Genomic DNA, 22,639 nt, shown 5'->3' with positions numbered 1-22,639 from the left:
CGCGGCGGGACCCTATGGCATTTGTTCGGGAAAGCCGGGAAGTATAACCAACGCAGGAGGTTGAGGCGACAGGCGCCGGGGCTGCTTTGCAGCCCTTTCGCGGCACAAGGCCGCTCCTACAGGGGAACGCGATCTCCTGTAGGAGCGGCCTTGTGCCGCGAAAGGGCCGCGAAGCGGCCCCAGAGAGTCACTCGGAACGCTTGAGCAACCGCTCCAGCCGCGCATCGAGGCGGCGCTTGATCTCGGTTTCGATATGCGGGGTGAAGTCGTTGATCACGTCCTGCATGATCTGCTGTGCGGCGGTGCGCAGCTCGGCGTCCAGGTGCAGCAGGGTGTCCTGGCGGCGGGTCTGGGCATCTTCTTCGGGCGCGGGTGCTGGCGTGGCGACCGGCGCAGTGCCGGCGGGTTCGTCGAGCAACAACGGGATCTGCTCCACCGTTTCGGTCAGCAGGGGCGGTTGCAGGTCGGCGTCACCCAGCAGCTCGCGAATCGATTCGAGGTCGTCGAGCAGGTGGGCGGAATGGGTGAGGGAGTTCAGCTGCTTGTCCATCGTCGTCAAAGTCGCTGTAAGCGGTGGTCTTGCAGAGCATAGCCCTGTTCGCGGTAGAAACGGAATCGCTCGCGGGCGGCCAGGCGGATGGCCGGGTCCTCGACGACGATCTCGGCGACCCGTTCGAACTGGCCGACGAAGGTGGGGACAGCGCCGCCCAGGTTGATCAGCAGGTCACGGTGTTCGCCGGCATCGTTGCCGATGCCCAGCGCGACAATGGCGTCCGGGTGTTGTTCGGCGGGGTCGTGCGGCACGAAGGCCTCGCCCTTGAACTGCCACAGGCGCAGGTCGAGTTCGCTGCGTTGCGCCTCGTCCTGGCAATGCAGGTAGACCCGATGGCCGAGGCGCCAGGCCTTTTCACACAATTTGCAGGCGAAATCCAGCCGCGCCGACAGGGCGTCGGTGGGCAGGATGTAGAAATCGACTTGGCTCATGATCGGTCAGTGCCCGCCACTGGCGCGCGAGGGCGCCAGCGGTGGGGCGCCATCAGGCGCCGGCGCGGTCCAGCAGGTATTGGGTGAGCAGCGGTACCGGGCGGCCCGAGGCGCCCTTGTCCTTGCCGCCGCTGATCCAGGCGGTGCCGGCGATGTCCAGGTGCGCCCAGTTGTATTGCTTGGCGAAGCGCGACAGGAAGCAGCCGGCGGTGATGGCGCCACCTTTCGGCCCGCCGATGTTGGCGATATCGGCGAACGGGCTGTCCAGTTGCTCCTGATACTCGTCGAACAGTGGCAGTTGCCAGGCGCGGTCGTCGGCGCGCTTGCCGGCGTCCAGCAGTTGGCCGATCAGCTCGTCGTTATTGCCCATCAGGCCCGAAGTGTGGCCGCCCAGGGCGACGACGCAGGCGCCGGTCAGGGTGGCGATATCGATGACGGCTTGCGGCTTGAAGCGCTCGGCGTAGGTCAGTGCATCGCACAGCACCAGGCGCCCTTCGGCGTCGGTATTGAGGATCTCGACGGTCTGCCCGCTCATGGTGGTGACGATGTCACCCGGGCGGCTGGCACCACCGCTGGGCATGTTTTCGGCGCAGGCCAACAGGCACACCAGGTTGATCGGCAGCTGCAATTCGAGCACCGCGCGCAGGGTACCGAACACGCTGGCGGCACCGCCCATGTCGTACTTCATCTCGTCCATGCCGGCACCTGGCTTGAGGCTGATGCCGCCGGTGTCGAAGGTGATGCCCTTGCCAACCAGCACGAACGGCTTCTCGCTCTTCTTGCCGCCCTGGTAGCTGAGCACGATCAGCCGTGGCGGCTGGTCGCTGCCCTGGCCCACGGCGTAGAACGCGCCCATGCCCAGGTCCTTGATCTTCTTCTCATCCAGCACCTCGACCTTCAGGCCCTTGTGCGCCTTGCCCAGGTCCTTGGCCTGCTCGGCGAGGAAGCTTGGGTGGCAGACGTTCGGCGGCAGGTTGCCCAGGTCGCGGGTGAAGGCCATGCCGGTGGCGATGGCGCTAGCGTGCTTGACGGCGCGCTCGACCTCGGCCTGGCCGGCCTTGGCGGTGAGCAGGGTGATTTTCTTCAGGGCGCGCGGTTCGGCCTTCTGGCTCTTGTAGCGGTCGAACAGGTAGTTGCTGTCGAGCAGGGTTTCGGCCAGCAGGCGGTACTTGCCGTAGTGGCCGTCACGGCCGCTGACGGCCAGGTCGTCCAGGGCCAGCACTGCGTCGCTGCCGCCCAGGCCCTTGAGCACACCGGCGACGCTGGCGGCCAGCTTGCGCCAGGTGCGGTCGCCGAGGGCTTCGTCCTTGCCGCTGCCCACCAGCAGCACGCGCTCGGCCTTCAGGCCCGGCAGGCTGTGCAGCAGCAGGGTCTGGCCCGGCTTGCCGGCCAGGTCGCCGCGCTTGAGCAGGGTGCTGATGGCACCGCCGCTGGCGTCGTCCACGGCCTTGGCAGTAGTGCCCAGCTTGCGGTTTTCGCCCACCGGCACGACCAGGGTGGCGGTCTTGACGGATACAGCGGCTACGCTTTTTACAACCAGTTCCATGTCTGGGGTCCCCGAATGATCTGTCAGTTGGCGCTGTCTTGTGAACGCGCCCGGAAAACCGCCCCGGCGACCTTCTGCCGGCCTGCGGAAAAGCTGCCAGTTTGAGCCTGCGGCGACCTTCATGACAACCCCGACATGCGGCGTCATGCGCCGCCAAGTGACAGGCGCCGTCAATCACAGGATAATGCGCGCACTTTTACATGGAGGTTCGCCTTGGCGAACCGGCATGGGGCTTGGCTGCCCGCATCGTTCGTCTGGCTTTGAGCCCCTGACAACCCAGGAGTGTCTGGTTTGATCGTCTTTCGTTATCTGTCCCGCGAGGTCCTGGTGACCTTGAGCGCCGTCAGCGCCGTGCTGCTGGTGATCATCATGAGCGGGCGCTTCATCAAATACCTGGCCCAGGCGGCCCAGGGCGTGCTCGACCCGAGCGTGCTGTTCATGATCATGGGCTTCCGCCTGCCGGGGTTCCTGCAACTGATCCTGCCGCTGGGGCTGTTCCTCGGCATCCTGCTGGCCTATGGCCGGCTGTATCTCGAAAGCGAGATGACCGTGCTCTCGGCGACCGGCATGAGCCAGCAGCGCCTGCTGGCGATGACCATGGCGCCAGCGGCGTTGATCGCCCTGCTGGTGGCTTGGCTGAGCCTGAGCCTGGCCCCCCTGGGCGTGGCCCAGGTGCAGAAGATCATCGCCCAGCAGGACGCCCTGACCGAGTTCGACACCCTGGTGCCGGGGCGTTTCCAGACCCTGCGTGACGGTTCGCGGGTGACCTACACCGAGCAACTGTCCGATGACCGCGTCAACCTGGCCGGGGTGTTCATCTCCGAGAAGCGCTTCAACCAGGACAAGACCAAGGACCGCGCGCCTTCGGTGCTGGTCGCCGAGAAGGGCCACCAGGAAGTGCAGGCCGACGGCAACCGCTACCTGGTGCTGGAAAACGGCTACCGCTACGACGGCAACCCCGGCCAGGCCGACTACCGCGCGATCAAGTACGACACCTACGGCGTGCTGCTGCCCAAGCCTGAGGTCGCCCAGGAGGTGACCGAACGCGAGGCGATCCCGACCCGCGACCTGATCGGTCATGACGGCGTGCGCGAGCGTGCCGAGTTGCAGTGGCGCCTATCGCTGCCGCTGCTGGTGTTCGTGGTCACCCTGCTGGCCGTGCCGCTGTCGCGCGTCAATCCCCGCCAGGGCCGCTTCCTCAAGCTGCTGCCGGCGATCCTCCTGTACATGGCTTATCTGACAATGCTGATTTCCGTGCGCGGCGCCCTGGAGAAGGGCAAGCTGCCCCTCTCGTTGGGTATCTGGTGGGTCCATGCCCTGTTCTTGCTGATCGGCCTCGGGTTGATGTACTGGGAGCCGCTGCGCCTCAAGCGCGCCGCGCGTCGTGCGGAGGTGGCCCGTGGTTAAACTGGACCGCTACATCGGCCAGAGCGTGCTGCTGGCGATTCTCGCCGTGCTCGGCATCATCCTCGGCCTGGCTTCGCTGTTCGCCTTCATCGACGAGATGAGCGACCTGAGCAATACCTACACGGTGATGGACGCCAGCGCCTATGTGCTGCTCACGGCACCGCGTCGGCTCTACGACATGCTGCCGATGGCGGCGTTGATCGGCTGCCTGATTGGCCTGGGCAGCCTGGCCAGCAGCAGCGAACTGACCATCATGCGCGCTGCCGGGGTGTCCATCGGTCGTATCGTCTGGGCGGTGATGAAGCCGATGCTGGTGCTGATGCTGGTCGGCCTGCTGATTGGCGAATACGTCGCCCCGGTCACCGAGAACAAGGCCCAGGCCGACCGTTCCCTGGCCCAGGGCGGTGGCGAGGCGCAAAGCTCCAAACGCGGCATGTGGCATCGCCAGGGCGAGGAGTTCGTGCACATCAACTCGGTGCAGCCCAACGGCCTGCTACTGGGCGTGACCCGCTACCGTTTCGACGACGAGCGCAAGATCCAGACCTCCAGCTTCGCCCGCCGGGCGCAGTATCAGGACGGCAAGTGGATACTGAACGATGTCGCCACCACCTATTTCCGTGGCGACCACACCGAAGTGGTCAACGCGCCTGAAGAAGTCTGGGATGTTTCGGTGACTCCGGAATTGCTCAATACCGTGGTGTTGGCACCGGAGTCGCTGTCTATCACCGGGTTGTGGGACTACATCCACTACCTGTCCGACCAAGGCCTGAACAACTCCCGTTACTGGCTGGCGTTCTGGACCAAGGTGCTGCAGCCGGCGGTGACCGCGGCGCTGGTGTTGATGGCGATTTCGTTCATCTTCGGCCCGCTGCGTTCTGTGACTCTCGGCCAGCGCGTGTTCACCGGCGTACTGGTGGGCTTCGTGTTCCGTATCGCGGGTGATCTGCTGGGGCCGTCGAGCCAGGTGTTCGGCTTCCCACCGTTGCTGGCGGTGGTGATACCCGCTGGCATCTGTGCGCTGGCCGGTTTGTGGTTGATGCGCAGGGCGGGTTGATCCGCCAAACAAGAAGCCGACCCCAGGGTCGGCTTTTTTGTGCCTGTAGGAGCCAGCCTTGCTGGCGAACCGGGGGACCGGGGTTCGCCAGCAAGGCTGGCTCCTACAGGGGATCTGTGGTGGCTATTTCTTGCGTTTGGGCAGGCGTACCAGTTGGGTCTCGGAGTAGATGTCGTGCCAGCTGCGTTTGCGTTTGTCGAACAACGACCAGATGAAGCCCAGCCCCAGGCACAGCCACGACGCGATCGACACCACGAAACGTAGCAATGCCTGCCAGAGGCTGATGGCGCTGCCATCAGCGTTCTGCACGCGCACTCCCCACACCTGCATGCCCAGGGTTTGGCCGCCATGGGTCCAGAACTTGGCGAAGAAGCCGAACAGCGCGAACAGCAGGATCGTCGACAGCAAGGGGTCGCCGTCCAGCGCGCCGGCCTCGGTCAGCTCGCGCATGCGGGCCTCGCCGATGATCGCCATCTGGATCATCTTGTAGGCGCCGGCAGTCACGATCAGCAGGGCGGTGCACAGCAGGAAGTCATAGAACATCGCGGCCAGGCGACGGCCCAGGCCGACCGGTGGAAAATCACCCTGGGGAATGAGCAAAGGCTTGGACATGCATGGCAGCTCCGGATGGCAAAGGCCCATTCTATGGAATTGCGCGCACAAAAAAGCCCCTGTGCGTCAACACAGGGGCTCTTTATCGGATATCAGGCTTCTGGCTGGACTTCGTCAGCCTGCATGCCTTTTTGGCCCTGGACGGCCACGAAGGTCACTTTCTGGCCTTCTTTCAGGCTCTTGAAGCCGTTGCCTTGGATGGCGCGGAAGTGCACGAACAGATCCGGACCGCTTTCTGGGGTGATGAAGCCGTAACCTTTTTCGTCATTGAACCACTTGACGGTACCGTTCTGACGCTCAGCCATTGTCTTATTTCCTATGAAGCTTAAATATTGATGACAGTTTCTTTCACACTTTTTGTAAGTGAAAGACTACTGGGCTGGGTTGCAGGAAAGTAAGAGACGTCGAACGGGTTGTAGCAGATTGCAGCTACTGGCCCAGGTCACGAACTGTTGCGACCCATGCAAACACAGTGCTGTGACTCTACGCCAACTGCCGAGCGAAAAACAAGCCCTCGCGATGGGTGAAAATCAGGCTTTTCCCGATCACCGAGCGATTTGTCGGAAACGGCGTGGCGCCTGGCCTGGCGCTATGTTCAGAAGTTATTGGGCAGGTTCGAAAACGAATATGTCGAGCCTGCCCGATCCACTCATTCAGCCACGGTAGTAACGCTGCGCCACGAAAGGCATTTTGCTGACTTTGAGGGCAACTTGCTTACCGCGCACAACGGCAAACAAAGCGGTATCCAGCGCGGCATGTTCGTTATCGACATAGCCCATCGCCACGGGGGCGCCGAGCGTCGGGCCGAAGCCGCCGCTGCACACCTCGCCGACCACCTTGCCTGCCGCGTCGACGATCTGCGCGCCTTCACGCACCGGGGTGCGCTCCTGGGGCAGCAGGCCTACGCGCTTGCGCGCCACGCCAGCCTGTTGCTGGGCAAACACAGCGTCGGCACCCGGGAAACCACCTGCACGTGCACCGTCGGCGCGGCGCACCTTGGAGATGGCCCACAGCAGGCTGGCCTCGATCGGCGTGGTGGTGGTGTCCATGTCGTGGCCGTAAAGGCACAGGCCGGCTTCCAGGCGCAGTGAGTCGCGTGCGCCCAGGCCGATTGGCTGTACCTCTGGCTCGGCCAGCAGCCGGCGCGCCAGCGTTTCGGCCTTGTCGGCCGGCACGGAAATCTCGAAACCGTCCTCACCGGTGTAGCCCGAGCGGCTGACATAGCAGTCGGCGCCCAGCAGTTGAACAGGCTGGAACTGCATGAACGTCATCTTCGCCACCGCTGGTGCCAGGCGCTCCAGCACCTTGACCGCCGCCGGGCCTTGCAGGGCGAGCAGGGCGCGCTCCTCGAACAGCGGCTGGATCTCGCAGCGGCTGCCGATGTGCTGGCGCAGGTGGGCCAGGTCCTGGTCCTTGCAGGCGGCGTTGACCACCAGGAACAGGGTGTCGTCACCGAGGTTGGCGACCATCAGGTCGTCAAGGATGCCACCCTCGGCATTGGTGAACATGGCATAGCGCTGCATGCCCACCGGCAGGTCGATGATGTCCACCGGCACCAGGGTTTCCAGGGCCTTGGCGGCGTCGTTGCCGCGCAGGATGATCTGGCCCATGTGCGAAACGTCGAACAGGCCGGCCTGCTCGCGGGTGTGCAGGTGCTCCTTGAGCACGCCCAAGGGATATTGCACGGGCATGTCGTAGCCGGCGAACGGCACCATGCGCGCGCCCAGTTCCAGGTGCAGGGCGTGCAGCGGGGTCTTGTGCAGTGTTTCGGACATCGGTGACTCCTTGGTTTTTATTCGGGTCAACATTCGATGATGTTGACGGCCAGACCGCCGCGGGCGGTCTCCTTGTATTTGCTTTTCATGTCGGCGCCGGTCTGGCGCATGGTGCGGATGACCTTGTCGAGGGACACGTAGTGCTGCCCGTCGCCGCGCAGGGCCATGCGCACCGCGTTGATCGCCTTCACCGAGCCCATGGCGTTGCGCTCGATACAAGGCACCTGGACCAGCCCGCCGATGGGGTCGCAGGTCAGGCCCAGGTTGTGTTCCATGCCGATCTCGGCGGCGTTCTCCACCTGTTGTGGGGTGCCGCCCATCACTTCGCACAATGCGCCAGCAGCCATCGAGCAGGCTACGCCAACCTCGCCCTGGCAACCGACCTCGGCGCCGGAGATCGAGGCGTTTTCCTTGTAGAGGATGCCAATGGCCGCAGCGGTGAGCAGGAAGCGCACCACGCCGTCCTCGCTGGCGCCGGGGACGAAGCGCATGTAGTAGTGCAGCACCGCCGGCACGATGCCCGCCGCACCGTTGGTCGGCGCGGTGACCACGCGTCCGCCATAGGCGTTTTCCTCGTTCACCGCCAGGGCGTAGAGGTTGACCCAGTCGAGCACCGACAGCGCATCGCGCAGGCTGGCTTCCGGGTGGCGGCTGAGCTGGCGGTACAACGCCGGAGCCCGGCGCTTGACCTTCAGCCCGCCAGGCAGGATACCTTCGTGCCGGCAACCGGCCTCGACGCAGTCCTGCATCACCTGCCAGATGCGCAGCAGGCCGGCACGGGTCTCGGCCTCGGGGCGCCAGGCGGCCTCGTTGGCCAGCATCACCTGGCTGAACGACAGCTGTTGCGTGGTGCAATGGGCCAGCAGCTCCTTGGCGGTTTTGAACGGGTAGGCCAGCACGGTGCTGTCCTCGACGATGCGGTCGTGGCCCGCGGCCTCTTCGTCGACCACGAAGCCGCCGCCCACTGAATAGTACTCGCGGCTGCGGATCTGCAGGCCGGCGGCGTCGAAGGCACGAAAGATCATGCCGTTGGGGTGATAGTCCAGCGGCTTGCGGATCATCGCCAGGTGCTGTTTTTCGACGAAGTCGATGGCGTGCTCGCCGAGCAGGCTGAGCCGGCCGCTGTCGCGAATGGCCTGCAGGCGCGCGGGAATGGCTTCGGTGTCGACGCTGTCGGGGTGCTCGCCCTCCAGGCCGAGCAGCACCGCCTTGTCGCTGCCGTGACCCTTGCCGGTCGCGCCGAGCGAGCCATACAGCTCGGCCTTGACGCTGGCCGTGCTGGCCAGCAGGCCATCGCGGCGCAGGCCTTCGGCGAAGCGCGCGGCGGCGCGCATCGGCCCGACCGTGTGTGAGCTGGAGGGGCCGATGCCGATCTTGAACAGGTCGAAGACGCTCAGTGACATGGTGGTACCTCCTGAACATCCGGGGCCGCTTTGCGGCCCTTTCGCGACACAAGGCCGCTCCTACAGGGATCATTGCCGTCCGTGTAGGAGCGGCCTTGTGTCGTCATCAGGGGCGCAAAGCACCCCTGATGACGACACTCGCTATCAAACGTCCTGGTAGCTCTCGATCGACGGGCAGGCGCAGACCAGGTTGCGGTCGCCGAACACGTTGTCGACCCGGCCCACCGGTGGCCAGTACTTGCCTTCCACCAGGCTCGGCAGCGGGTAGACCGCTTGCTCGCGGCTGTAGCCGTGGGCCCACTCGCCGGCCAGTTCCGCCGCGGTGTGCGGTGCGTTCTTCAGCGGGTTGTCGTCCTTGTCCAGGCTGCCAGTCTCCACCGCACGGATCTCCTCGCGGATCTGGATCATGGCAGCGCAGAAACGGTCCAGTTCCTCCTTGGACTCGCTCTCGGTCGGTTCGATCATCAGCGTGCCGGCCACCGGGAAGGACATGGTCGGGGCGTGGAAACCGAAGTCGATCAGGCGCTTGGCGACGTCGTCGACGCTGATGCCGCTGGTGTCCTTGAGCGGGCGCAGGTCGAGGATGCACTCATGCGCCACCAGGCCGTTGCCGCCGGTGTACAGCACAGGATAGTGCTCTTCCAGGCGACGGGCGATGTAGTTGGCGTTGAGGATCGCCATCTGCGAGGCGCGCTTGAGGCCGGCGCCACCCATCATGCGAATGTACATCCAGGTGATCGGCAGGATGCTCGCGCTGCCGAACGGCGCGGCGCACACGGCGCCTGTGGTGTTCTCCAGCGTCGCGTGGCCAGGCAGGAACGGTGCAAGGTGCGCCTTGACGCCGATCGGGCCGACGCCCGGGCCGCCACCGCCGTGGGGGATGCAGAAGGTCTTGTGCAGGTTCAGGTGCGAAACGTCGCCGCCGAACTTGCCTGGGGCGCACAGGCCGACCATGGCGTTCATGTTGGCGCCGTCGATGTACACCTGGCCGCCGTTGTCGTGAATGATCGCGCAGATCTCGCCGATGGCCTCCTCGAACACGCCGTGGGTCGACGGGTAGGTGATCATGATCGCCGCCAGGCGCTCACGGTGCTCGATGGCCTTGGCGCGCAGGTCGTCGATGTCGACGTTGCCGCGCGCGTCGCAGGCGGTCACCACCACGCGCATGCCGGCCATGTGCGCGGTGGCGGGGTTGGTGCCGTGGGCCGAGGACGGGATCAGGCAGATGTCGCGGTGGCTGTCGCCGCGGCTGCGGTGGTAGGCGCGGATCGCCAGCAGGCCGGCGTACTCGCCCTGGGAGCCGGCGTTGGGTTGCAGCGACACGGCGTCGTAGCCGGTGGCGGCGCAGAGCATGGCTTCCAGTTCGCTGGTCATCTGCCGGTAGCCCTGGCTTTGCGCGGCGGGGGCAAACGGGTGCAGGTTGCCGAACTCGGCCCAGGTCACCGGGATCATCTCGCTGGCGGCGTTGAGCTTCATGGTGCACGAGCCCAGCGGAATCATGCTGCGGTCCAGCGCCAGGTCCTTGTCGGCCAGGCGGCGCAGGTAGCGCATCAGCTCGGTTTCGCTGTGATAGCGGTTGAACACCGGGTGCTCGAGGATGGCCGACTGGCGCAGCAGCTTGGCTGGCAGGCGCTGGGCGACGGTGGCGGCCAGGGTGGCGAAGTCCGGGGCTGCCTGGCCGTCGGCGAACAGCTGCCACAGGGCCTGGACATCGGCCTGGCTGCTGGTTTCGTCCAGCGACAGGCCCAGATGGGTAGTGTCGATTTGGCGCAGGTTGATGCCTTGGGCGCGGGCCTTGTCGTGCAGCTTGCTGGTGTTGGCGCCGGTGGCCAGGGTCAGGGTGTCGAAGAACTCGCCGGTGACGACCTTGACGCCCAGCTTGGTCAGGCCGGTGGCGAGGATCGCGGTCAGTGCGTGGGTGCGCTCGGCGATGCGCTTGAGGCCCGCCGGGCCGTGGTACACGGCGTACATGCTGGCGATGTTGGCCAACAGCACCTGGGCGGTGCAGATGTTGCTGGTGGCCTTCTCGCGGCGGATGTGCTGTTCGCGGGTCTGCATGGCCAGGCGCAGGGCGCTCTTGCCGAAGCGGTCGATCGACACACCGACCAGGCGGCCCGGCATGTCGCGCTTGAACGCGTCGCGGGTGGCGAAGTAAGCCGCGTGCGGGCCACCGAAGCCCAGCGGCACACCGAAGCGCTGGGCGCTGCCGATGGCCACGTCGGCGTCGAACTCGCCAGGTGGCGTCAGCAGGGTCAGGGCCAGCAGGTCGGCGGCCACGGCCACCAGGGCGCCCGCGCCGTGGAAGCGCTGCACCACTTCGCGGTAGTCGAACAGGTCACCGTTGCTTGCCGGGTATTGCAGCAAGGCGCCGAAGTAGGCGCTGACGTCGCTCAGTTCACCTTCATCGCCTACCACTACCTCGATGCCCAGTGGCTCGGCGCGGGTGCGCAGCACGTCGAGGGTCTGCGGGTGGCAGTGCACGGAGGCGAAGAAGGCATGGCTGGCCTTGTTTTTCGAAAGGCGCTTGCAGAAGGTCATGGCTTCTGCGGCGGCGGTGGCTTCGTCGAGCAGCGAGGCGTTGGCGATTGGCAGGCCGGTGAGGTCGCTGATCAGGGTCTGGAAGTTCAGCAGCGCTTCCAGGCGGCCTTGGGAGATCTCTGGCTGGTACGGGGTATAGGCGGTGTACCAGGCCGGGTTTTCCAGGAGGTTGCGCAGGATCGGCGCTGGCGTGTGGGTGTTGTAGTAACCCTGGCCGATGTAGCTCTTGAACAGCTGGTTCTGGCCGGCGATGGCTTTCAATGCGGCGAGGGCGTCGGACTCGCTCTGGCCGTCTTCGCTGCCGAGCACGCTGGTGCCCTTGATGCTGTCGGGGATGACTGCGGCGGTCATTGCTTCCAGCGAGTCGAAGCCCAGCGCGTTGAGCATGGCCTGCTCGTCAGCGGCGCGCGGGCCGATGTGACGGGCGATGAATTCGTTGGCGGTGCCGAGGTTGATGGTCATGGTGCGGTACCTCAGGCGTCGTCGTTGGCTTTGAGCAGACGGTCGTAGGCGTCCTGGTCGAGCAGGGCGGCCACTTGGCTCATGTCGGCGGGGATGAAGCGGAAGAACCAGCCTTCGCCCAGCGGGTCTTCGTTGACCAGCTCGGGGCTGTCGTTGAGGCCTTCGTTGACCGCGACCACTTCACCGGTCAGTGGCATGTACACGCCGCTGGCGGCTTTGACCGATTCCACGGTGGAGGCTTCGGCGCCCTTGTCGTACTGCTGCAGCTCCGGCAGTTGCACATAGACCACATCACCCAGCGCGTTCTGGGCGTAGGCGGTAATGCCCACGGTGACGCTGCCATCGGCTTCGACGCGCAGCCATTCGTGATCTTCGGTGAAACGCAACTCGCTCATGGGAATTCCTCGGGAAGCAGGGGCGTTGGGCGCGGTAGGCTCCGCGCTCTTAAGGTTGGAATTCCCTTAGCAATAATGCGGCCAGCTGTTAAAAAACCTTATTAATCAGATAGTTGAAGATTTTTTTATAGTTTTTTGTCATTTTCGTGGAACGAAATCGATACGAGTGAGCGGGGAATCAAAAGCGTCGAGGGATCAAACCCTTGCAAAGACGCATGCAAATGGGTGTGTAACGATATCGATACGCTGTATTTAAATCGATACGATCGGTGCCGGTTGAATCAAGCTTTGCTTGAAATTCCATATTTGCGCAAGCGCTGGGCGATGGCTGTGTGCGAAGTCTGCAAGCGCCCCGCCAGCTGTCGGGTCGAGGGGTAGCTGGCATACAGCCGCTGCAACAGTTCGCGCTCGAAATCCCCCACCGCCTGTTCCAGGCTGGCGACCTCGCCATCCTGGCCGCGTGCCACCGAGGTGCCGGCGATATCCAGGTCGCCGATATCCACCAGGTTGCTTTCGCAGATGGCCGCGGCGCGGAAGATCACGTTCTGCAACTGGCGCACGTTGCCCGGCCAGGGGTTGGCCAGCAGCGCCGGGTGCGTGGCCGGGGCCAGGCGGCAGGCCGGGCGCTGGATCTGGGTGCAGGCTTGCTGCATGAAAAAGTGCGCCAGTGACAGGATGTCCTGGCCGCGCTCGCGCAGGGGCGGCACCTGCAGGTTGAGTACATTGAGGCGGTAGAACAGGTCCTCACGGAAGGTGCCCTCGGCGACCATGCGCTCGAGGTCGCGGTGGGTGGCGCTGATGATGCGCACATCCACTTTCACCTCGCGGTCGCCACCGACCCGGCGGAAGCTGCCATCGCTGAGAAAACGCAGGAGTTTGGCTTGCAGGTACGGCGACATCTCGCCGATCTCGTCGAGGAACACCGTGCCCTGGTTGGCCAGCTCCATCAAGCCGGGTTTGCCGCCACGTTGCGCGCCGGTGAAGGCGCCCGGGGCATAGCCGAACAGCTCGCTCTCGGCCAGGCTCTCGGGCAGCGCCGCGCAGTTCAGCGCCAGGAACGGCGCGGCATGGCGGCTGCTGATGGCGTGACAGGCGCGGGCCACCAGTTCCTTGCCGGTGCCAGTCTCGCCATGCACCAGCAGCGGCGCGTCGAGGGCAGCCACACGCAGGGCGCGAGCCTTGAGGGTGCGAATCGCCGGGGAATCGCCAAGCATGGCGTCAAAGCCTTCGGCGTGGTCGTGGTGTAGCGCCGACAGGCGCTCGCCCATACGGTTCGGTGGGTAAAGGGTCAGCAGGCCGCCGGCGTGGGTGATCGGCGTGGCATCGAGCAGCAGGCTCTGGCCGTTGAGCTGCATCTCGCGCATGGGCAGGTGGAAATTGTTGTCCAGCAGGGCCTGGAGCAGGTCGGGGTCGGCGAACAGCTCGCCTACCGAGCGTCCGGCCGATTCGCGCCCGCACAGGGCAATCAGTGCCGGGTTGGCCAGCAGCACCTTGCCAGCGCTGTCCACCGCCAGTACTGGGTCGCTCATGGCGGCGAGCAGAGCGTCGAGCTGCAGGTGCCGGCGCTGGCCGGGGAGGATGTCGACCACTTCCACCGATTGCACGCCGCGCACCTCGAACAATGCGTCGTGCAGCTCTTCGAGCACGGCAGGGCTCAGGGTCGGGGCGTCGATGTAGACGTTCGGCGGGACCATCTCCACTGCATCGAGGTTGAGGTTGCGGGCGCCGAGCAGGGCCAGGACTTCCTGGGTGATGCCGACGCGGTCGATGAAGCTGACGTGGATGCGCATGATGAGCGAGGGTTTGGCCGGAATGGGCGTCAGTATGCCTTGCGATGTCGTTCTAGCCCACTATTGCCGGGGCTGCTGCGCAGCCCTTTCGCGGCACAAGGCCGCTCCTACAGGGATCGTACGTACCTGTAGGAGCGGCCTTGTGCCGCGAAAGGTCCCTCGAGGATCACTAAAGATGCTCAGGTTTGATCGGGTCGCCCGATTTAACATCCAGCTTGGCGCGGATGTCTTCGAACATATAGTCATACAGCTTGTGCGGCGAGCCGAGGTTCTCGAACTTCTTCGGCGCTGGCAGGTACGACTGGGCCTTGCGGCTCAACTGCATCAGAAAGCTGGGCAGCACCTGGTCCTTGGCCAGGAAGAACTTCTCATCGACGGCCTTGCCCTCGATGTGGCCATGCATGCGGAACTGGATGCCGCGGCCTTCGCTGGGGTCGGACACGGCCTCGTAGTCGATGCACAGGTCGTAGCTGTGGTCGTTGGTGTTCAGCGCAGTGCGCTCGATATGCACGTGACCGGGTTGATACTGGGCCATGGCGAGGTCCTCCGGAAGGTTGAAAACGGCCGGTGCCAGGCACCGGCCAACTGCGTTCAACGGTAGCTGATTCCCGGCTTGGCGGTGGAAACGCGGGTACCGGCGGTGCCTTTGACGATGTCCTCGATGTTCTCCAGCGAGCTGATTACCGCGACCTTGCCGGTATGCCGGGCGAAATCGCAGGCGGCCTGCACCTTGGGCCCCATGGAGCCGGCGGCAAAGCCCAGCTTCTCGAGCTCGTCGGGGTGCGCCTGGGCGATGGCCTTCTGTGTCGGCTTGCCGAAATCGATGTACGCCGCGTCAACGTCGGTGGCGATGATCAGCAGGTCGGCATCCAGCTGTTCGGCCAGCAGCGCCGAGCACAGGTCCTTGTCGATCACCGCCTCGATGCCCTTGAGCTTGCGGTTTTCGTCGTACATGGTGGGGATGCCGCCACCGCCGGCGCAGATCACGATGCTGCTTTTTTCCAGCAGCCACTTGATCGGGCGGATCTCGAAGATGCGCTTGGGTTTCGGGCTGGCCACCACCCGGCGGTACTTGTCGCCGTCGGGCTTGACCACCCAGCCTTTTTCCTTGGCCAGGCGCTCGGCTTCGTCCTTGGCGTACACGGGGCCGATGAACTTGGTCGGATCCTTGAACGCCGGGTCGTTGGCGTCCACTTCAACCTGGGTGAGCAGCGTGGCGAACGGCACCTCGAAGTCCAGCAGGTTGCCCAGCTCCTGTTCGATCATGTAGCCGATCATGCCTTCGGTCTCGGCGCCGAGCACGTCCAGCGGGTAGGCTTCGTCGGGCTTGTAGGACAGGCCCTGGAGAGACAACAGGCCAACCTGCGGGCCGTTGCCGTGGGCGATGACCAGTTCGTTGCCGGGGTGGATCTTGGCGATCTGTTCGGTGGCGGTGCGGATATTGGCGCGCTGGTTGTCGGCGGTCATCGGCTCGCCGCGGCGCAGCAGGGCGTTGCCGCCCAATGCAACAACGATACGCATGGGGAATGTCCTTCTGATGGTGACGCGGTCCCTGCAGGAGCCGGCTTTACCGGTGAATGCCATTGGCATCGGTGGACCGGTTCGCCAGCAAGGCTGGCTCCTACAGGGGAGCGTGGACTTACAGGTCGGCCAGGGTCGACACCAGGATCGCCTTGATGGTGTGCATGCGGTTTTCCGCCTGCTCGAAGGCGATGCACGCTGGCGACTCGAACACGTCATCGGTCACTTCGATACCGTTGGCCAGGTGCGGGTACTGTTCGGCGATCTGCTTGCCGACCTTGGTGTCGGAGTTGTGGAACGCCGGCAGGCAGTGCATGAACTTGGTGCGAGGGTTGCCAGTGGACTTCATCAGCTCCTTGTTCACCTGGTACGGCAGCAGTTGCTGGATACGCTCGCCCCAGGCCTCGACCGGCTCGCCCATCGATACCCACACGTCGGTGTGGACGAAGTCGACGCCCTTGACCGCGGCTTTCGGGTCTTCGGTCAGGGTGATGCGCGCGCCGCTTTCTTCTGCGTACTTTTTGCAGCGCTCGACCAGGTCGTCATGCGGCCACAGCGCCTTGGGCGCGGCGATGCGCACGTCCATGCCGAGCTTGGCGCCGATCAGCAGCAGCGAGTTGCCCATGTTGTTGCGGGCGTCGCCCAGGTAGGCGTAGCTGATGTCGTGCAGCGGCTTGTCGCTGTGCTCGCGCATGGTCAGCACGTCGGCGATCATCTGGGTCGGGTGGTACTCGTCGGTCAGGCCGTTGAACACCGGCACGCCGGCGAACTTGGCCAGTTCCTCGACGATTTCCTGCTTGAAGCCGCGGTATTCGATGGCGTCGTACATGCGCCCTAGCACGCGGGCGGTGTCCTTCATGCTTTCCTTGTGGCCGATCTGCGAGGAGTTGGGGTCGATGTAGGTGACGTTGGCGCCCTGGTCATAGGCGGCGACTTCGAAGGCGCAGCGGGTGCGGGTCGAGGTCTTCTCGAAGATCAGGGCGATGTTGTTGCCCTTCAGGTGCTGCTGCTCGGTGCCGGTGTACTTGGCCCGCTTGAGGTCGCGGGACAGGTCGAGCAGGTAGCGCAGCTCGCGGGTGCTGTGGTGTTCGAGGCTGAGCAGGTTGCGGTTGTGGATGTTGAACGCCATGACGGTTCTCCTTGGATTCGGTGAGGTATGCCCGGCCGCTGTCTGTTGGACGCGACCGGGTGCAATGGGCGTTAGTAGTCGATAGGGTCGCGGATGATCGGGCAGGTCATGCAGTGGCCGCCGCCGCGGCCCCGGCCCAGTTCGCCGGCGCTGATGGTGATGACCTCGATCCCGGCCTTGCGCAGCAGGGTGTTGGTGTAGGTGTTGCGGTCGTAGCCGATGACCACGCCGGGCTCCACGGCCACCACGTTGTTGCCGTCATCCCACTGTTCGCGCTCGGCGGCGAAGCTGTTGCCGCCGGTCTCGACCACGCGCAGCTTGACCCCCAACTGCTCGCCAACCACCTCGATGAACGACTTGTTCTCGCGGCGCACGTCCATGCCGTAGGGCTTGCTTTCGTCCGGGCGGATGATGAACGGCACGATCTCTCTCACCACTTCCGGGAAGACCGTGACCAGGTCGCGGTCGCAGAAGCTGAACACGGTGTCCAGGTGCATGGCGGCGCGAGACTTGGGCAGGCCGGCGACGATGACTTTCTCCACCGCGCCCTTGGCGAACAGGTTCTGCGCCAGCTGGCCGATGGCCTGGCGCGAGGTGCGCTCGCCCATGCCGATGAGCACGATGCCCTTGCCGATCGGCATCACGTCGCCGCCCTCGAGGGTGGCGTTGCCGTGGTCCTTGTCCGGATCGCCGTACCAGACCTGGAAATCGCCTTTTTCGGTGAACTCCTTGTGGAACTTGTAGATCGCGGTGGTCAGCAGGGTTTCCTGGCGTCGCGCCGGCCAGTACATCGGGTTGAGCGTCACGCCGCCGTAGATCCAGCAGGTGGTGTCGCGGGTGAACTGGGTATTGGGCAACGGCGGCAGGATGAAGCTGGAGTGGCCCAGGTAGTCGTTGTACATCTTGACCACGCTGGCACCCTCGCTTTCCGGCAGGTCCTGGCCGGCCACGCCGCCGATCAGGAATTCGGCCAGGTGGCGCGGGTCGAGGCCTTCGAGCCAGCTGCGTACTTCATTGGTGAGGCCAACGCCGACGGTGTCGGAGGTGATCTTGCGGTCGAGAATCCACTTTAGCGCTTCAGGTTGCTGGACGATGTCGGTCAGCAGGTTGTGCATCTCCAGCACATCGACGCCGCGCTCGCGCATCTTGGTGACGAAGTCGAAGTGGTCGCGCTTGGCCTGGTCGACCCAGATCACGTCGTCGAACAGCAGCTCGTCGCAATTGCTCGGGGTCAGGCGCTTGTGCGCCAGGCCCGGGCTGCAGACCATCACTTTGCGCAGTTTGCCGGCTTCGGAATGGACGCCGTATTTCTGTTTCTCGGTGGACATGGTGAATCCTCCTGTAAAGCGAAGACGTTGGGTTCAGAGAGTCAGGAAGCCATCGTAGAGCCCGTAGGCCGCCACCAGGGCGCCTAGCACCACGGCGGCGAAGATCAGTTTCTCGACGTTGGTGAAGATTGGTTGGCCGACCTCGCGCTTGGCCTTGGCGAATAGAATCGCGCCAGGGGCGTAGAGCAGGGCCGACAGCAGCAGGTATTTCACTCCGCCGGCGTACAGCAGCCAGATGGCATACAGCAGGGCGATGCCGCCGATAATCAGGTCTTTCTTGCGCTCGGCCAGGGCCTGTTCGTAGGTCTCGCTGCGCACCGCCAGGAGCACCGCATAGGCGGCCGACCACAGGTAGGGCACGAGGATCATCGAGGTGGCGAGGTAGATCAGCGACAGGTAGGTGCTGTTGGAGAACAGGGTGATGACCAGGAAGATCTGCACCATGGCGTTGGTCAGCCACAGGGCATTGGCCGGTACATGGTTGGCGTTCTCGCGGCGCAGGAACTCCGGCATGGTATGGTCCTTGGCCGCGGCGAACATGATCTCGGCGCACAGCAGCACCCAGGAGAGCAGGGCCCCGAGCAGCGAGATGATCAGGCCGACGCTGATCAGCACCGCGCCCCAGTGGCCGACCACGTGTTCGAGCACCGCGGCCATCGACGGGTTCTGCAGCTTGGCCAGTTCCGGTTGGGTCATCACCCCCAGCGACAGCACGTTGACCAGCACCAGGAACAGCAGCACGGTGACGAAGCCGATGACCGTGGCCTTGCCCACGTCCGAGCGTTTTTCCGCCCGCGAGGAAAAGATGCTCGCGCCCTCGATGCCGATGAACACCCACACGGTGACCAGCATCATGTTGCGCACCTGGTTCATCACGCTGCCCAGTTCCGGCGTGCCCAGGGCCCAGATATCCGCGGTGAAGATGTCGAGCCTGAAGGCGAACAGGCAGATCAGGGCGAACAGTGCCAGCGGCACGACCTTGGCCACGGTGGTGACCAGGTTGATGAACGCCGCTTCCTTGATACCGCGCAGCACCAGGAAGTGCACCGCCCACAGCAGGATCGACGCGCCGATCACCGCCGCCGGGGTATTGCCTTCACCGAACACCGGGAAGAAGTACCCCAGGGTGCTGAACAGCAACACGAAGTAGCCGACGTTGCCCAGCCAGGCGCTGATCCAGTAGCCCCAGGCCGAGGAGAAGCCCATGTAGTCGCCGAAACCGGCCTTGGCGTAGGCATATACCCCGCCGTCAAGGTCTGGCTTGCGGTTGGCCAGGGTCTGGAATACGAAGGCAAGGGTGAGCATGCCCACCGCGGTGATGGCCCAGCCGATCAGCACGGCGCCGACGCCCGCGCTGGCAGCCATGTTTTGTGGCAACGAAAAGATCCCGCCGCCGATCATCGAGCCGACGACAAGTGCAACAAGTGCACCCAGTTTTAGTTTTCCGGGAGAATCAGACATTTAACGACTCCGTACCAGGAGAAAGTTGACCTCAGAATAAATCTGACGCCTGGATCATTCGCTGACTTAGATCAGTTCATGCCCGCATGAAGGTAAGAAAAATCCCTCACGCGTCTCCTGGAGGATGCCGACAGCTTCGTCGCAGGCCTTGTGCGCTGGCACCTCCATGTCCTTCTAGAGCAAACGCTCCGTTTCGCCTGCGAAATGAGAAGTTAGTCTCTTTTAGGGGTTTCGCAAATTTTTCACAGTAAATAGCGACAGGTTTAGGCGAGCCGCGAGGCACTTCGCACTGTCATGTTTAACAGCGGGGCGGCTATAGACATTTCGGTTATGAGTGCTATAGGTTTAATGGCTCTATTCAATAAAAAACTTGTAACATTTATGTTGGTTAATACGTTCACGCGCACGCGCGCACGAGGAGCCCCATGAGCGAACCGGGACAGAAACTGCGCCTTGGCGCGCTGATCGCGCTGGTGGTCGGATCGATGATTGGCGGCGGGATCTTTTCGTTGCCACAGAACATGGCGGCCCGGGCGGACGTAGGGGCGGTGCTGATCGGCTGGGGCATCACCGCGGTGGGCATGCTGGCGCTGGCCTTCGTGTTTCAGAGCCTGGCCAACCGCAAGCCCGAGCTGGACTCGGGGGTGTATGCCTATGCCAAGGCCGGTTTCGGCGAGTACATGGGCTTTTCCTCGGCCTGGGGTTACTGGATCAGCGCCTGGCTGGGCAACGTCGGTTACTTCGTGCTGCTGTTCAGCACCTTGGGCTTCTACTTCCCGGTGTTCGGCCAGGGCAATACCCCGGTGGCCATCGGCTGCGCCTCGCTGTTGCTGTGGGCCGTGCACTTTCTGGTGTTGCGCGGCATCAAGGAGGCGGCGTTCATCAACCAGGTGACCACCGTGGCCAAGGTGGTGCCACTGCTGATCTTCATCGTCATCGCCGCTGCTGCCTTTCGCGCCGACATCTTCACCCGGGACATCTGGGGCATGAGCAATCCGCAATTCGGCAGCGTCATGGAGCAGGTGCGCAACATGATGCTGGTGACCGTGTTCGTGTTCATCGGCATCGAGGGGGCCAGTGTCTATTCGGGGCGTGCGCTACACCGTTCGGATGTGGGCAAGGCCACGGTGATCGGTTTTCTTGGGGTGCTGGCCCTGCTGGTGCTGGTCAACGTGCTGTCGCTGGGAGTGATGACCCAACCGGAGCTGGCCGGGTTGCAGAACCCGTCGCTGGCCTCGGTGCTGGAGCATATCGTCGGGCCCTGGGGCGCGTTGCTGATCAGTATCGGCTTGGCGGTCTCGCTGCTGGGGGCGTTGCTGTCCTGGGCGCTGCTGTGTGCCGAGATCCTGTTCGCCACCGCGCGTGACAAGACCATGCCGCAGTTCCTGGCGCAGGAGAACGCCAACCATGTGCCGGCCAACGCCTTGTGGCTGACCAACGTGATGATCCAGGGCTTCCTGCTGATCACCCTGTTCTCGGCCGGTACCTACACCAGCCTGATCTACCTGGCCTCGTCGATGATCCTGGTGCCGTACTTCTGGTCGGCGGCTTATGCGGTGTTGCTGACGTTCAAGGGCGAAAGCTACCAGGGGCAGCCGGGGTTGCGGCGCAAGGACATGCTGGTGGCGCTGATCGCGCTGCTATATGCGGTGTGGCTGCTGTATGCCGGTGGGCTCAAATATGTGCTGTTGTCGGCGCTGCTGTACGCCCCGGGGGTGATCCTGTTCGCCCAGGCCAAGCGTGAGCAGGGGCAGATGTTGTTCACCGCCTGGGAGAAGCTGATCTTCGCGGCGGTGCTGGCGGGGGCGGGGTTGGCGGCATATGCCCTGTACTCGGGGTTGTTGAGCCTGTGATCAGGCCGCTCCTACAGGGGATCCGGCAGTCACCACTGGGCAGGCGCTGAGCCAAGCTCGCAGGCTCCACGCGCCCAGCTCATGGTGGCCTCACCCACCTTCAACGGCGCCCTGATGCGCTGTGCTGCGCCCCAAGGTGTGTGTTCGATGCGCGGATTGATGTCCAGCGCCGACTCCGTGGCCAGTGTCAGGTCCTCTTCCACGGTGCCTCGTTCGATCAGCAATGCCGCCGTGCGTGCCAGTGACAGCCTCGACCGGCATCCCTTGCCTCGCCCCAGCGCCCGTATCACTTCGGCCGCCATCAGGTATCCGCTGGCGTGATCCAGCGCCTGCACCGGTAGCGGTACAGGCCGATCCGCCTGGCGCCAGCGCATGCCTTCGCGGGCGATGCCGGTGCTCATCTGCACCAGGCTGTCGAATCCGCGACGGTCTTGCCATGGTCCGCTCCAGCCATAGGCGTTCAGGCTCACATCGATCAGCCCGGGGTTGAGCTGGCGTCGTCGTTCGACACCCAGGTCGAGCCGTTCGAGGGCATCGGCGCGGTAACCGTGTACCAGTACATCAGCCTCGGCCAGCAAGCGCTCGAAGCATTGACGGCCGGCAAGAGTGCGCAGGTCCAGGCGGGCGCAGCGCTTGCCCAGGGTAACCTCGGCGGCCACCGCGGGCTCTTCCCAGTCGGGTGGGTCTATCCGTAGCACGTCGGCACCAAAAGCGGCCAGCAGGCGGGTGGCAATGGGGCCGGCGAGGATGCGGGTGAGGTCGAGGACCTTGATGCCGGCCAACGGTCGATCTGCGCTGCCGCGCCAGGCCAGGGTGGTTGCGGTGAAGACCTGGCGCAGGATCAGCGGTTCCTGGTTCACTGCCAATCCCTGGGGATGCGCGCACCATTCGGGCCAACTGCACATCCGCGCCGCGCAGCCACCGGCTCTCACTACCGCAGCTTCCAGTGCATCGGCGTCCCAGCGGGCGACCTTGTTGGCGACACTGGCGCGGTCGGCTTGGGCACCCAGTACCTGCAGGGCGGCGGTGCGGTGGTGCGCCGCGTTGGTGTGCAGGCGGATCCAGCCGTCGCGGGCCTGATAGTCGCCGGCGATGGCATCCCACAGCGGCGGTGGCTCCCAGCCGCAAGGCCGCAGGCTGGTGGCGAACCAGAAGGACGCCAGGCGGCGGTCGATGTGCACCAGGGGGCAGTGGCCCGTCTGGCCTTGGAGCAGATCGGCCAGGGCCAGGCCGCAGGCGGCGAGACTGGCGGCGGCCAGTTCGGTTACTGCAAATGTGGAGGGCAGGGCGCCGATGCCGTGCCAGCTTACGGCGGTGGGGGAGAGTTGTAGTGAATGGGCGATGCTGTCGAGCAATGGCTGCATGCCGGATCCTCCTTCGT

Annotated in this window: 19 protein-coding genes; 3 read left to right on the top strand and 16 right to left on the bottom strand. The window is 64.4% G+C overall.

Annotated elements, in window-relative coordinates; all coding sequences use genetic code 11:
- Positions 1-187: 187 nt before the first annotated feature.
- Genes ACODS5_RS11640 through ACODS5_RS11630 form a run of 3 tightly spaced genes read right to left on the bottom strand, consistent with a single transcriptional unit; the run spans position 188 to position 2,530 of the window.
- Positions 188-550 (bottom strand): DNA polymerase III subunit chi, encoded by a 363-nt coding sequence (locus ACODS5_RS11640; protein ID WP_134691712.1) that lies wholly within the window; start codon positions 548-550, stop codon positions 188-190.
- Between the two features lie 5 nt (positions 551-555).
- Positions 556-984 carry a DNA polymerase III subunit chi gene (locus ACODS5_RS11635; protein WP_489108733.1) on the bottom strand — a complete coding sequence of 143 codons (429 nt, stop codon included), beginning with the start codon at positions 982-984 and terminating at the stop codon, positions 556-558.
- 52 nt (positions 985-1,036) lie between these two features.
- Positions 1,037-2,530 (bottom strand): leucyl aminopeptidase, encoded by a 1,494-nt coding sequence (locus tag ACODS5_RS11630; protein WP_134691710.1) that lies wholly within the window; start codon positions 2,528-2,530, stop codon positions 1,037-1,039.
- A 291-nt stretch (positions 2,531-2,821) separates the two neighbouring features.
- Here ACODS5_RS11630 and lptF point away from each other — a divergent pair, with 291 nt between their 5' ends.
- Together lptF and lptG are read left to right on the top strand one after the other, a co-directional pair.
- Positions 2,822-3,937, top strand: a complete 1,116-nt coding sequence (gene lptF, locus ACODS5_RS11625) for an LPS export ABC transporter permease LptF (RefSeq protein WP_134691709.1) — start codon at positions 2,822-2,824, stop codon at positions 3,935-3,937.
- A complete protein-coding gene (lptG, locus tag ACODS5_RS11620) occupies positions 3,930-4,991 on the top strand; it encodes an LPS export ABC transporter permease LptG (RefSeq protein WP_134691708.1) in 1,062 nt (353 codons plus the stop codon). Before lptF ends, lptG begins: the two co-directional genes overlap by 8 nt.
- 123 nt (positions 4,992-5,114) lie before the next feature.
- Here the strand turns inward: lptG and ACODS5_RS11615 are convergent, their stop codons facing one another.
- The 12 genes from ACODS5_RS11615 to arcD (ACODS5_RS11560) all read right to left on the bottom strand — a co-directional run bounded on the left by ACODS5_RS11615 (position 5,115) and on the right by arcD (ACODS5_RS11560) (position 19,405).
- Complete coding sequence (locus ACODS5_RS11615; protein ID WP_134691707.1) at positions 5,115-5,603, bottom strand: RDD family protein; 489 nt, start codon at positions 5,601-5,603, stop codon at positions 5,115-5,117.
- A 92-nt stretch (positions 5,604-5,695) separates the two neighbouring features.
- On the bottom strand, positions 5,696-5,908 hold the full coding sequence (locus ACODS5_RS11610; RefSeq protein WP_086979009.1) for a cold-shock protein: 213 nt from the start codon (positions 5,906-5,908) through the stop codon (positions 5,696-5,698).
- 348 nt (positions 5,909-6,256) lie between these two features.
- Positions 6,257-7,378, bottom strand: coding sequence for a glycine cleavage system aminomethyltransferase GcvT (gene gcvT / locus ACODS5_RS11605; RefSeq protein ID WP_489108732.1), 1,122 nt, complete (start codon positions 7,376-7,378; stop codon positions 6,257-6,259).
- A gap of 26 nt (positions 7,379-7,404) precedes the next feature.
- Complete coding sequence (locus tag ACODS5_RS11600; protein ID WP_134691704.1) at positions 7,405-8,781, bottom strand: L-serine ammonia-lyase; 1,377 nt, start codon at positions 8,779-8,781, stop codon at positions 7,405-7,407.
- A 144-nt stretch (positions 8,782-8,925) separates the two neighbouring features.
- The gene (gcvP, locus tag ACODS5_RS11595; RefSeq protein WP_489108731.1) at positions 8,926-11,781 is read right to left on the bottom strand and encodes an aminomethyl-transferring glycine dehydrogenase; all 2,856 of its coding nucleotides are present in this window, start codon (positions 11,779-11,781) and stop codon (positions 8,926-8,928) included.
- 11 nt (positions 11,782-11,792) lie between these two features.
- A complete protein-coding gene (gcvH, locus tag ACODS5_RS11590) occupies positions 11,793-12,176 on the bottom strand; it encodes a glycine cleavage system protein GcvH (RefSeq protein WP_489108730.1) in 384 nt (127 codons plus the stop codon).
- Between the two features lie 281 nt (positions 12,177-12,457).
- On the bottom strand, positions 12,458-13,966 hold the full coding sequence (locus ACODS5_RS11585) for a sigma-54-dependent transcriptional regulator (protein ID WP_489108729.1): 1,509 nt from the start codon (positions 13,964-13,966) through the stop codon (positions 12,458-12,460).
- 169 nt (positions 13,967-14,135) lie between these two features.
- Entirely contained in the window at positions 14,136-14,501 is a 366-nt protein-coding gene (locus ACODS5_RS11580) for a DUF5064 family protein (RefSeq protein WP_134691700.1), read from the bottom strand.
- A gap of 56 nt (positions 14,502-14,557) precedes the next feature.
- Entirely contained in the window at positions 14,558-15,487 is a 930-nt protein-coding gene (gene arcC / locus ACODS5_RS11575) for a carbamate kinase (RefSeq protein ID WP_046854306.1), read from the bottom strand.
- Between the two features lie 118 nt (positions 15,488-15,605).
- Positions 15,606-16,616, bottom strand: a complete 1,011-nt coding sequence (locus ACODS5_RS11570) for an ornithine carbamoyltransferase (RefSeq protein ID WP_134691699.1) — start codon at positions 16,614-16,616, stop codon at positions 15,606-15,608.
- A 71-nt stretch (positions 16,617-16,687) separates the two neighbouring features.
- Positions 16,688-17,944, bottom strand: coding sequence for an arginine deiminase (gene arcA, locus ACODS5_RS11565; RefSeq protein ID WP_489108728.1), 1,257 nt, complete (start codon positions 17,942-17,944; stop codon positions 16,688-16,690).
- Positions 17,945-17,977: 33 nt separating this feature from the next.
- A complete protein-coding gene (gene arcD / locus ACODS5_RS11560) occupies positions 17,978-19,405 on the bottom strand; it encodes an arginine-ornithine antiporter (RefSeq protein WP_134691697.1) in 1,428 nt (475 codons plus the stop codon).
- A gap of 425 nt (positions 19,406-19,830) precedes the next feature.
- Between arcD (ACODS5_RS11560) and arcD (ACODS5_RS11555) the strand changes: the two genes are divergently transcribed.
- Entirely contained in the window at positions 19,831-21,258 is a 1,428-nt protein-coding gene (gene arcD / locus ACODS5_RS11555; RefSeq protein ID WP_134691696.1) for an arginine-ornithine antiporter, read from the top strand.
- 29 nt (positions 21,259-21,287) lie between these two features.
- Here the strand turns inward: arcD (ACODS5_RS11555) and ACODS5_RS11550 are convergent, their stop codons facing one another.
- Positions 21,288-22,622 carry a CoA transferase gene (locus ACODS5_RS11550; RefSeq protein WP_489108727.1) on the bottom strand — a complete coding sequence of 445 codons (1,335 nt, stop codon included), beginning with the start codon at positions 22,620-22,622 and terminating at the stop codon, positions 21,288-21,290.
- Between the last annotated feature and the right edge of the window lie 17 nt (positions 22,623-22,639).

The sequence above is a fragment of the Pseudomonas sp. FG47 genome (assembly GCF_057809115.1).
The sequence above is the reverse complement of the archived record's forward strand: the minus strand, read 5'-3'. Positions and strand labels throughout refer to the sequence as shown.